The organism is Pseudomonas sp. EGD-AK9 (genome assembly GCF_000465935.2).
Taxonomy (GTDB): Bacteria; Pseudomonadota; Gammaproteobacteria; order Pseudomonadales; family Pseudomonadaceae; genus Aquipseudomonas.
Genome location: NZ_AVOF01000050.1, coordinates 1 through 11,395, shown reverse-complemented (window position 1 = coordinate 11,395; position 11,395 = coordinate 1). Strand labels below are relative to the sequence as shown.

10 protein-coding genes and 1 pseudogene are annotated in these 11,395 nt (G+C 65.6%); 5 read left to right on the top strand and 6 right to left on the bottom strand.

The annotated features are described in order from the left end of the window. From N878_RS02755 to dctM, 5 genes are all read left to right on the top strand, one after another. The coding region (locus tag N878_RS02755) for a sensor histidine kinase (protein WP_156350848.1) at window positions 1–518 on the top strand (518 nt) is incomplete at its 5' end. Next, a complete protein-coding gene (locus tag N878_RS02750) occupies window positions 515–1,900 on the top strand; it encodes a sigma-54 dependent transcriptional regulator (RefSeq protein WP_021442156.1) in 1,386 nt (461 codons plus the stop codon). The genes N878_RS02755 and N878_RS02750, both read left to right, overlap by 4 nt. 319 nt (window positions 1,901–2,219) lie before the next feature. Beyond that, a complete protein-coding gene (gene dctP, locus N878_RS02745; protein ID WP_021442155.1) occupies window positions 2,220–3,212 on the top strand; it encodes a C4-dicarboxylate TRAP substrate-binding protein DctP in 993 nt (330 codons plus the stop codon). Window positions 3,213–3,354: 142 nt separating this feature from the next. After that, the gene (locus N878_RS02740) at window positions 3,355–3,984 is read left to right on the top strand and encodes a TRAP transporter small permease (protein WP_021442154.1); all 630 of its coding nucleotides are present in this window, start codon (window positions 3,355–3,357) and stop codon (window positions 3,982–3,984) included. Next, window positions 3,981–5,264 carry a C4-dicarboxylate TRAP transporter large permease protein DctM gene (gene dctM, locus N878_RS02735; protein ID WP_021442153.1) on the top strand — a complete coding sequence of 428 codons (1,284 nt, stop codon included), beginning with the start codon at window positions 3,981–3,983 and terminating at the stop codon, window positions 5,262–5,264. The genes N878_RS02740 and dctM overlap by 4 nt, the downstream gene beginning before the upstream one ends. Before the next feature lie 301 nt (window positions 5,265–5,565). Here the strand turns inward: dctM and N878_RS02730 are convergent, their stop codons facing one another. The 6 genes and pseudogenes from N878_RS02730 to N878_RS02705 form a co-directional block, all read right to left on the bottom strand. Continuing rightward, window positions 5,566–6,426 (bottom strand): ABC transporter permease subunit, encoded by an 861-nt coding sequence (locus N878_RS02730; RefSeq protein ID WP_021442152.1) that lies wholly within the window; start codon window positions 6,424–6,426, stop codon window positions 5,566–5,568. 73 nt (window positions 6,427–6,499) lie between these two features. Beyond that, entirely contained in the window at window positions 6,500–7,381 is an 882-nt protein-coding gene (locus tag N878_RS02725; protein WP_177342867.1) for an ABC transporter permease subunit, read from the bottom strand. A gap of 23 nt (window positions 7,382–7,404) precedes the next feature. After that, window positions 7,405–8,559 carry a polyamine ABC transporter ATP-binding protein gene (gene potA, locus N878_RS02720; RefSeq protein ID WP_021442150.1) on the bottom strand — a complete coding sequence of 385 codons (1,155 nt, stop codon included), beginning with the start codon at window positions 8,557–8,559 and terminating at the stop codon, window positions 7,405–7,407. 52 nt (window positions 8,560–8,611) lie between these two features. Beyond that, entirely contained in the window at window positions 8,612–9,706 is a 1,095-nt protein-coding gene (locus N878_RS02715; RefSeq protein ID WP_021442149.1) for a polyamine ABC transporter substrate-binding protein, read from the bottom strand. A gap of 245 nt (window positions 9,707–9,951) precedes the next feature. Beyond that, window positions 9,952–11,046, bottom strand: coding sequence for a polyamine ABC transporter substrate-binding protein (locus tag N878_RS02710; RefSeq protein WP_021442148.1), 1,095 nt, complete (start codon window positions 11,044–11,046; stop codon window positions 9,952–9,954). A 130-nt stretch (window positions 11,047–11,176) separates the two neighbouring features. Further along, window positions 11,177–11,395 (bottom strand): annotated as a pseudogene (locus N878_RS02705) (aspartate aminotransferase family protein); the annotation flags it as partial.

Below are 11,395 nucleotides of genomic sequence, written 5' to 3'. Positions count from 1 at the left end.
CCCGCCGCGACCGCCACGCTCCGGAACGGGTGGCCCTGCAGCCGGCGCTGGACGACGCCCTGGCGCTGCTGGCCAAGCGTCGCCGGGCGATGGACGTGGAGCTGATCCGCGACCTGCCGGATGCCACCCTGTGGGTCCAGGCCGGCGAGACGCGCCTGCGCCAGGTGCTCGGCAACCTGCTCGGCAACGCCCTCGACGCCCTGGTCGCCAAGGCGCCGCCGCGACGCATCTGGATCAGTACCCGGCAGCAGGACGACCAGCTCGAACTGCTGCTGCGCGACAATGGCCCGGGCTTCTCCGCCGAATCCCTGGCCCGCGCCCGCGAACCCTTCTTCACCACCAAGACCAGCGCCCAGGGCCTGGGCCTTGGCCTGGCCATCTGCGACAGCCTGATGCGCGCCCTGGGCGGCGAGCTGCTGCTGGCCAACCACCCGGACGGCGGCGCCCTGATCACCCTGCGCCTGCGCCTCGCCAGCCCCGGCGTCAACCTGCAACCCCCGGAGGACCCCTCGCCATGACCAGCGACAGCGCCATCGACAGCCGCACCCAGGTTCTGCTGATCGACGACGACGCCCACCTGCGCCAGGCACTCAGCCAGACCCTCGACCTGGCCGGACTCAAGGTGCTCAGCCTGGGCGACGCCCAGGGCCTGGCCGCGCGTATTCCGGCCGGCTGGCCGGGGGTGGTGGTCAGCGACATCCGCATGCCCGGCATCGACGGCCTGCAGCTGCTCGCCCAGCTGCGCGAGCGCGACGCCGAACTGCCGGTACTGCTGATCACCGGCCACGGCGACGTGCCGCTGGCGGTGCAGGCGATGCGCGCCGGCGCCTACGATTTCCTGGAAAAGCCCTTCGCCAACGACGACCTGCTCGACAGCGTGCGCCGCGCCCTCGATCTGCGCCGCCTGGTGCTGGACAACCGCAGCCTGCGCCTGGCGCTGACCGATCGCCAGCAGCTGGCCGGGCGCCTGGTCGGCCAGTCGCCGGCGATGCAGCGCCTGCGCGAGCAGATCGGCGCGCTGGCCGGGATCGCCACCGACGTGCTGATCCTCGGCGAGACCGGTGCCGGCAAGGAGGTGGTGGCGCGCGCCCTGCACGACCTGTCCAGCCGCCGCGACGGCCCCTTCGTCGCCATCAACGCCGGCGCCCTGGCCGAGTCGGTGGTGGAAAGCGAGCTGTTCGGCCACGAGGCCGGCGCCTTCACCGGCGCGCAGAAGCGAAGGATCGGCAAGTTCGAGTTCGCCAACGGCGGCACCCTGTTCCTCGACGAGATCGAGAGCATGAGCCTGGACGTGCAGGTCAAGCTGCTGCGCCTGCTGCAGGAACGGGTGGTCGAGCGCCTCGGCGGCAACCAGCTGATCCCGCTGGACATTCGCGTCATCGCCGCGACCAAGGAAGACCTGCGCCAGGCCGCCGATGCCGGACGCTTCCGCGCCGACCTCTACTACCGGCTGAACGTCGCGCCGCTGTCCATCCCGCCGCTGCGCGAGCGCGGCGAGGACGCCCTGCTGCTGTTCCAGCACTTCGCCGAAGGCGCCACCGCGCGCCACGGCCTGCCGCCCCGCGAACTGCAGCCGGGACAGCGCGCATTGCTGCTGCGCCACCCCTGGCCGGGCAACGTGCGCGAGCTGCAGAACGCCGCCGAGCGCTTCGCCCTCGGCCTGGAGCTGGCGCTGGACAGCAACGCGCCGAACCTGCCGCCGGTCAGCGGCGGTCTCGGCGAACAGGTCGAAGCCTTCGAACGGGCGCTGATCGCCGCCGAACTCAGCCGCCCGCACGGCTCGCTGCGCAGCCTGGCCGAGGCCCTCGGCCTGCCGCGCAAGACCCTGCACGACAAACTGCGCAAGCACGGCCTGCATTTCTCCGGCGCTGGCGGAAGCTCGCCAGAGGACTTCGACTGACTGGCGAGAAACCGCCAGCGCCAGCCTCGCCCACCGCCATTTGCAGCCGCCGGCCGCCCTCGCCGGCCGCTCACGCAACGCCAGACAGGCCCCTGACCACGGGCCCTGGCGCCTTCCCCCCGACTTACCGCGCGATCGCCCGCGGCAGCCTGGCACAAGGGTTGCTCTAGGCAATGCCCAAGCGAACCCACAAGTACAAGTCCAGGCCTCGCTGCCCTCAGCCGGCGTTTTCGCCCAAGCCGCCTAGACTTGCTCTTGTCCGTTCGTCAGCAGCGCCCCTGGCGCCAATGCGATAAACACAACAAGAGGAAGCATCCGCATGTTCAAACTGACTGCCAAGGCGCTGGCTTGCGCCCTGTCCCTGTCCATCGCCGGCATGGCCCAGGCCGCCGACCCCATTGTCATCAAGTTCTCCCACGTGGTTGCCGAGCACACCCCGAAAGGTCAGGGTGCGCTGCTGTTCAAGCAACTGGCCGAAGAGCGCCTGGGCGACAAGGTGCGCGTGGAGGTCTACCCGAACTCCTCGCTGTTCGGCGACGGCAAGGAAATGGAAGCGCTGCTGCTCGGCGACGTGCAGATCATCGCCCCGTCGCTGGCCAAGTTCGAGCACTACACCAAGCAGATCCAGATCTTCGACCTGCCGTTCCTGTTCGACGACATGGCCGCGGTCGACCGCTTCCAGAAGGGCCCGGAAGGCCAGAAACTGCTGACCTCCATGACCGACAAGGGCATCACCGGCCTGGGCTACTGGCACAACGGCCTCAAGCAGCTGTCGGCCAACAAGGCGCTGCTCGAGCCCAAGGATGCCCGCGGCCTGAAGTTCCGCGTACAGGCTTCCGCAGTGCTGGAAGAGCAGTTCAAGGCAGTGCGCGCCAACCCGCGCAAGATGAGCTTCGCCGAGGTCTATCAGGGCCTGCAGACCGGCGTGGTCAACGGTGCCGAGAACCCCTACTCGAACATCTACAGCCAGAAGATGCACGAAGTGCAGAAGTTCATCACCGAGTCCAACCACGGCCTGCTCGACTACATGGTGATCACCAACACCAAGTTCTGGGACGGTCTGCCGGCGGACGTGCGTGACGAGCTGAGCAAGATCATGGCCGAGGTCACCGTCGAGGTGAACAAGCAGGCCGACGCCCTCAACGAAGGCGACAAGCAGCGCATCCTCGAGGCCGGCACCACCGAAATCCTCACCCTGACCCCGGAGCAGCGTGCCCTGTGGCGCGACGCCATGCAGCCGGTGTGGAAGAAGTTCGAAGGCGAGATCGGTGCCGACCTGATCAAAGCCGCTCAGGCCGCCAACCAGCAGTAAGGCCGGAGAGCCGTAGGGTGGGCGACGCCGCGACTGGCGCCAGCCCACCGCGATGCCCACTGGGCATCGTCACGCTGCAACCGGTGGGTCGGCCGCACATGGCCGCCCCACCCTACGCCCTTTCCATTCGGGAGATCCGACCATGAACGCCTTGCGGCGCGTCTGGGAGCACTTCGAGGAAGGCTTTATCGCCTTTCTCCTGGCGGCCATGACGCTGATCACCTTCGTCTACGTGATCCTCAACAACCTCTACACCGTTTTCTACTGGCTGGGCGACAGCTTCGGCGGCAACGAGTTTCTGCTCGGTATCGGCGACGCCATCCTCGACATGGCTCAGGCGATGACCTGGAGCAACGCCCTGACCAAGGCCCTGTTTGGCTGGCTGATCTTCTTCGGTCTGGCCTACGGCGTGCGCACCGCCGGCCATATCGGCGTCGACGCCCTGGTCAAGCTGGCCAGCCGGCCGGTGCAGCGCGTCATCGGCATCGTCGCCTGCCTGTGCTGCCTGGGCTACGCCGGGCTGATCGCGGTCGGCAGCTACGACTGGGTACGCACCCTGTTCATCGCCGGCATCGGTGCCGAAGACCTCGGCCACTACGGCATCCAGCAATGGCATATCGCGATGATCGTGCCCTTCGGCTACGCCATGGTGTTCGTCCGCTTCCTGGAAATCTTCGTGCGCATCCTGCGCAACGAGCAGACCGGCCTGGGCCTGGCCGACGAAGCCGCCGACGCCCTGAAGATCAATGAGCACGAGGAGCCCAAGCAATGACCGTTCTGTTCCTCTTCCTCCTGCTGTTCCTGCTGATGTTCATCGGCGTGCCGATCGCCGCCTCGCTCGGCCTGGCCGGCTCGGTCACCATCATGCTGTTCAGCCCGGACTCGGTGCGTTCGCTGGCGATCAAGCTGTTCGAGACCAGCGAGCACTACACCCTGTTGGCGATTCCGTTCTTCCTCCTGTCCGGCGCCTTCATGACCACCGGCGGCGTGGCCAAGCGCCTGATCGACTTCGCCAACGCCTGTGTCGGCCATATCCGTGGCGGCCTGGCCATCGGCGCGGTACTGGCGTGCATGCTGTTCGCCGCGCTGTCCGGCTCCTCGCCGGCCACCGTGGCCGCGGTCGGCTCGATTGCCATCGCCGGCATGGTGCGCTCGGGCTACCCGCAGGCGTTCGGCGCCGGCATCGTGTGCAACGCCGGTACCCTGGGCATCCTGATTCCGCCGTCGATCGTGATGGTGGTGTACGCCGCCGCCACCGAGCAGTCGGTGGGCAAGCTGTTTATGGCCGGCGTCATTCCGGGCGTGATGCTCGGCGTGGCGCTGATGGTGGCGATCTACATAGTCGCAAGGGTCAAGAAGCTGCCCGCCCTGCCGCGCGCCAGCCTGCGCGAATGGCTGCGTTCGGCGCGCGAGGCGATCTGGGGCCTGTCGCTGATGGTGATCATCCTCGGCGGTATCTACAGCGGCATGTTCACCCCCACCGAGGCGGCTGCGGTGGCCGCGGTGTACGCCGGCTTCGTCGCCCTGTTCATCTACAAGGACCTGACCTGGCGCGAATGCCCGAAGGTGCTGCTGGAGTCCGGCAAGCTGACCATCATGCTGATGTTCATCATCGCCAACGCCATGCTCTTCGCCCACGTGCTGACCACCGAGCAGATCCCGCAGACCATCACCGCCTGGGTGGTCGACCTCGGCCTGCAGCCCTGGCAGTTCCTGCTGGTGGTGAACATCGTGCTGCTGATCGCCGGCGCCTTCATGGAGCCCTCGGCGATCATCCTGATCCTCGCGCCGATCCTGTTCCCCATCGCCATGCAGCTGGGCATCGACCCGATCCACCTGGGCATCATCATGGTGGTGAACATGGAGATCGGTTTGATCACCCCACCGGTGGGGCTCAACCTGTTCGTCACCTCGGCGGTGACCGGCATGCCGCTGACCCACGTGATCCGCGCCGCCCTGCCGTGGCTGATGATGCTGATCGGCTTCCTGATGGTGATCACCTACATCCCGGCCGTGTCCCTGGCCCTGCCGAACTGGCTGGGTATGAGCTAGGCCGCATCCACGCTGCTACTTTGGTACTTTGTGTACCCACTCCGCCCGGCCTTAGCGCCGGGCTTTTTTTGTCTTGGCGCAAGGCGGCCCCGCGACATCGGGCAGCGACGCGCCAGCGGGTACGCTACGCCGCGGTGCAGCCCCGTAGGGTGGGCTTCAGGCCACCGACGGGGGTCAGCGTGGGCTAAGGCGGAGCGCCGGGCCCCCGATCCTGCCCTGGGGCGCCCGGCCACAGCTCACTCAGACATAGCCATAAAAAACGGGCCCATCGGGCCCGTTTTTTTATGGCACTCCTGGTCGTTTAGCTGCGGCTAGCGGCCGGCTGCCAGACGGTCTCGTCCATGGCCTGCTGCAGGGCCTTCTTGCGCCGTTCCTCGGCGCGCTGGGCGAAGAACCAGGCGAGGAAGGTGGCGAAGGACACCGCCAGCAGGATCAGGCTGGCCACCGCGTTGATCTCAGGTTTCACCCCCAGGCGCACGGCGGAGAAGATCTCCATCGGCAGAGTGGTGGAGCCGGGACCGGAGACGAAGCTGGCCAGCACCAGGTCGTCCAGTGACAGGGCGAAGGACATCATCGCCCCGGCCGCCAGCGACGGCGCGATCATCGGCACGGTGATCAGGAAGAACACCTTCCACGGCTTGGCGCCCAGGTCCATGGCCGCCTCCTCGATGGACAGATCCAGCTCGCGCAGGCGCGCCGACACCACCACCGCCACGTAGGCCGAGCAGAAGGTGGTGTGGGCGATCCAGATGGTGGGCATGCCGCGCTGCGCCGGCCAGCCGATCAGCTGCGCCATCAGCACGAACAGCAGCAGCAGCGACAGACCGGTGATCACCTCGGGCATCACCAGCGGCGCGGTGACCAGGCCGCCGAACAGGGTGCGGCCCTTGAAGTGGGTGACCCGGGTTAGCACGAAGGCCGCCAGGGTGCCCAGCGCCACCGCGGCGATGGCGGTGTAGCAGGCGATCTCCAGCGAGCGCATCACCGAGTTCATCAGCTGGGTGTTGTCGAGCAGGCCGACGTACCACTTCACCGACCAGCCGCCCCACACCGTCACCAGCCGCGAGGCGTTGAACGAGTAGATCACCAGGATGACCATGGGCAGGTAGATGAACAGCAGGCCCGCCCAGAGCATGATGTTGGCGAAACTGAAGCGCTTCATGGCCGGCCCTCCAGCTCTTTGGCTTGGTTAGGGTTAAAGAGGAAAGATGAGGGCACGATCAAAAAGACAGTCGTCATGGTCTGCCCTCCAGCTCTTTCGCCTGGTTACGGTTAAAGAGAATGATGGGCACGATCAGGATCGCCAGCATCACCACCGCCAGGGCCGAGGCCACCGGCCAGTCGCGGTTGTTGAAGAACTCCTGCCACAGCACCTTGCCGATCATCAGGGTCTCCGGGCCGCCGAGCAGTTCGGGGATGACGAACTCGCCGACCACCGGGATGAACACCAGCATGGAGCCGGCGATGATGCCGTTCTTCGACAGCGGCACGGTGATCTTCCAGAAGTTGTTGAAGTTGCTCGAACCCAGGTCGGAGGCGGCCTCCAGCAGGCTGAGGTCGTGCTTCACCAGGTTGGCGTAGAGCGGCAGGATCATGAAGGGCAGGTAGGAGTAGACCACGCCGATATAGACCGCCACGTTGGTGTTGAGGATCTGCAGCGGCGTGTCGATCAGGCCGATGCCCATCAGCAGGCTGTTGAGCAGGCCGTTGTTGCCGAGAATGCCCATCCAGGCATAGACGCGGATCAGGATCGCGGTCCAGGTCGGCATCATGATCAGCAGCAGCAGCACCGTCTGGTGTTCCTTCGGCGCGCGGGCGATGGCGTAGGCCATGGGGTAGCCGATCAGCAGGCACAGCAGGGTGCTGAAGAAGGCGACCTGCAGCGAGCCGAGGTAGGCCGACAGGTACAGCGCATCCTCGGTGAGGAAGATGTAGTTGCCCAGGTTCAGCACGATCTGCAACTGGTTGTTGGCCCAGCTGTAGATTTCGGTGTAGGGCGGAATCGCCACGTCGGCTTCGGCGAAGCTGATCTTCAGCACGATGACGAAGGGCAACAGGAAGAACAGGAACAACCAGAGGAAGGGGATGCCGATCACGGCATGCCGCCCGCTGGGCAGGTAGCGCGAGAGTTTGGCCAGTTTCATGATTGCAGTACCACGCCGCTGTCGTCTTCCCAGTACACCACCACCGGATCGTCCCAGGTCGGGCGCTTGCCGCGGCGCTCGGCGTTGGCGATGAAGCACTGCACGATCTGCCCGGAGGTGAGTTTGACGTGGTACACCGAGTGGCCGCCGAGGTAGGCGATGTCGTGCACGTGGCCGCGGCTCCAGTTGTACTCGGGGTGCTCGTGATCGGCCGGCAGCTCGCTGGCCATCAGCAGTTTTTCCGGGCGCAGGGCGTAGCTGACCTTCTTGTCCTCGGCGCGGGTGGTGACGCCGTGGCCGATGAAGATCGGCTTGTCCAGCTGCGGGCAGTCGATGATCGCGTGGTCGGCCTCGTCGCTGCTGATCTGCCCGTCGAACAGGTTGACGCTGCCGATGAACTCGCACACCAGGCGGCTGGCCGGGGTCTCGTAGATGTCCACCGGGCTGCCGGTCTGGGCGATCCAGCCCAGGTGCATGATGGCGATGCGCTGGGCCATGGTCATGGCCTCTTCCTGGTCGTGGGTGACCATCACGCAGGTCACGCCGACCCGCTCGATGATCTCCACCAGCTCCAGCTGCATCTGCGAACGCAGCTTCTTGTCCAGCGCGCCCATCGGCTCGTCGAGCAGCAGCAGCTTGGGCCGCTTGGCCAGCGAACGGGCCAGGGCCACGCGCTGACGCTGGCCGCCGGACAGCTGGTGCGGCTTGCGCTTGGCGTACTGGCTCATGTGCACCAGCTTGAGCATCTCGGCCACCCGCGCCTCGATCTCGGCCTTGGGCAGGCCGTCCTGCTTGAGGCCGAAGGCGATGTTGTCGGCCACGCTCATGTGCGGAAACAGCGCGTAGGACTGGAACATCATGTTGATCGGCCGCTGGTACGGCGGCATGTCGGTGATGTCGACGCCATCGAGGATGATGCGCCCGGAGGTGGGCCGCTCGAAGCCGGCGAGCATGCGCAGCAGGGTCGACTTGCCCGAGCCGGAACCACCGAGCAGGGCGAAGATCTCGCCCTTGTTGATGGTCAGCGAGACGTCGTCGACCGCCACGGTCTCGTCGAACTTCTTGGTCACCCGATCGATCTTGACCAGCACCTCTTTCGGTGTCTGGTCCCCCTCGAGGGCTTTTTTGTAGGCGCTGGAGGCAACAGCCATTTAGGAAAACTCCCGGAAGTAACGCCCGACCCCTGCGGCCGGGCGGGAAGGGTTACTGACCCGACTTGATCTTGGTCCAGCTACGGGTCATCAGACGCTGCACCTTGACCGGCAATTCGGCCGAGATGAACAGCTTGTCCAGTACCGCCTGCGGCGGGTACACGGACGGGTCGTTGCGCACCTCCTGGTCCATCAGCGCGCCCGCCTGGGTATTGGGGTTGGCGTAGCCGACGTAGTCGCTGACTTCGGCTATCACCTGCGGCTGGAGGAGGAAATCGATAAAGGCATGGGCCTGCTCGACGTTCGCCGCGTCGGCCGGAATGGCCAGCATGTCGAACCACAGGTTGCCGCCTTCCTTGGGAATGCTGTAGGCGATCTCGATGCCCTTGCCGGCTTCCTCGGCGCGATCGGCGGCCTGCAGGATGTCGCCGGAAAAGCCGGCGGCGACGCAGATCTCGCCGTTGGCCAGGTCGCCGATGTACTTGGAGCTGTGGAAGTAGGTGACATGGGGACGCACCGCCAGCAGCTTGGCCTCGGCCTTGGCATAGTCATCCGGATTGGTGCTGTTGGGGTCGAGGCCCAGGTAGTTGAGCACCGAGGGGATCATCTCGTCGGCCGAATCGAGGAAGGCCACGCCACACTGGCTGAGCTTGGCCATGTTCTCCGGCTCGAAGAGCACCGCCCAGGAGTCGATGCTGTCGACGCCGAGCACCGCCTTGACCTTCTCGACGTTGTAGCCGATGCCGTTGGTGCCCCACAGGTAGGGCACGGCGTACTGGTTGCCGGGGTCGTTGGCTTCCAGCTGTTTGAGCAGCGCCGGGTCGAGGTTGTTCCAGTTCGGCAGCTTGGCCTTGTCCAGCTTCTGGAAGGCACCGGCCTTGATCTGCTTGCCGAGGAAATGGTTGGAAGGCACCACGATGTCGTAGCCGGAGCGGCCGGCGAGCAGCTTGCCTTCGAGGGTCTCGTTGGAGTCGAACACGTCGTACAGCGGCTTGATGGCGGTGGCCGCCTCGAACTGGGCCAGGGTGTCCTCGCCGATGTAGTCGCTCCAGTTGTAGATGTGTACCGTCCCCGCCGCCTGGGCCAGGGTATTCAGGCCCAGCGCCAGGGCACTGGTGATCAGGGTCTTGCCGCAGGAAATTCGCACACGCAGATCCTCTTTCTATCGGGCCGCCCGCAAAAGGGCCGGCACTTTAGCGGAAATATCCGTCCTGTTCAGCGTTTCGCGCAGGGCGCTATCCCGCGCGGGAAACGACTGCCGGGTCGCAGAGGGACATTCCGATCGGCTCGGCCAGACGGCCCGCCGCAAGGGTCGAACAACGCATACAAGCTTCCTTTTATTGTTAGGGTCTGCGGCGGGCATGCCCACCGCAGACGGGGTTGCTGCTGCCGTTAGCGGCCGGACTTGACCTTGGTCCAGCTGCGGGTGATGGCACGCTGCACCGAGGGGCTCAGCTCGGAGAAGGTGTAGAGCTTCTTCGAGGCTTCCTCGGTCGGGTAGATGCCCGGGTTGTTGCGGATTTCCTCGGCGACCAGCGGGGTGGCCTTGGCGTTGCCGTTGGGGTAGGCGACGTAGTCGGAGATCGGCGCGATCACTTCCGGGGTCAGGATGTAGTTGAGGAAGGTGTGCGCGGCGTCGACGTTCTTGGCATCGGCGGGGATGGCCATCATGTCGAAGAAGGAGGCGGCGCCTTCCTTGGGAATGGCGTAGGCCACCGGCACGCCGTTCTTCGCTTCCTCGGCGCGGGCCTGCGCCTGGAACACGTCGCCGGACCAGCCCAGGGCCACGCAGATCTCGCCGTTGGCCAGGTCGGAGATGTACTTGGAGCTGTGGAAGTAGGTGACGTACGGACGCACCTTCATCAGCAGCTCTTCGGCCTTGGCCACGTCGTCGGTGCTGGTCGGGTTGGGGTTCAGGCCCTGGTAGTGCAGTGCCGCGGCATAGACTTCGTCCGGGGCGTCGAGCATGGCCACGCCACAGGATTTCAGCTTCTCCATGTTCTCCGGCTTGAACAGCACGTCCCAGGAGTCGATGGTGTCGACGCCGAGGGCGGCCTTGACCTTCTCCGGGTTGTAGCCGATGCCGGTGGTGCCCCACAGGTAGGGGAAGGCGTACTGGTTGCCCGGGTCGGCGTTTTCCAGCGCCTTCATCAGGTCGGGGTTGAGATTCTGCCAGTTGGGCAGCTTGGACTTGTCCAGCTTCTGGAATACGCCGGCCTTGATCTGCTTGGCGAGGAACTGGTTGGACGGCACCACCACGTCGTAGCCCGAGCCGCCGGAGAGCAGCTTGGCTTCCAGCACTTCGTTGCTGTCGAAGACGTCGTAGACCACCTTGATGCCGGTTTCCTTCTGGAAGTTGTCCAGGGTGTCCTCGGCGATGTAGTCGGACCAGTTGTAGACGTGCAGCACCTTGTCCTCGGCCTGAGCGGTGCCAGCCACGGCGGCGGCCAGGGACAACGCTAGAAGGGTTTTGCCGAATGTTTTCATGCGTACAGCTCCTGTTGTTGTGTCGGTATTCCGGAAGGTGCGCAGGCCCTTCCGGTGAGGCTGGCCAACGCACTGGCGCAGTCTGGCAAGGTCATGGCATCGCTGACAACTTTCCGTGGCTGCCGGCCGTTCAGGCCGACAGGTCGCGTAGGGTCAGGTCCAGGCACTTGCGTGCTTTTTCCACCAGTTCGTCGATCTCCGCACGGCTGATCACCAGCGGCGGCGCAATGATCATGGTGTCGCCCACGGCGCGCATGATCAGACCATTAGTAAAGCAGTGTCCGCGGCAGACCATGCCCGCCGCCACCTCATCCGGGTAGCGCGTGCGCGTCGCCTTGTCCCGCACCAA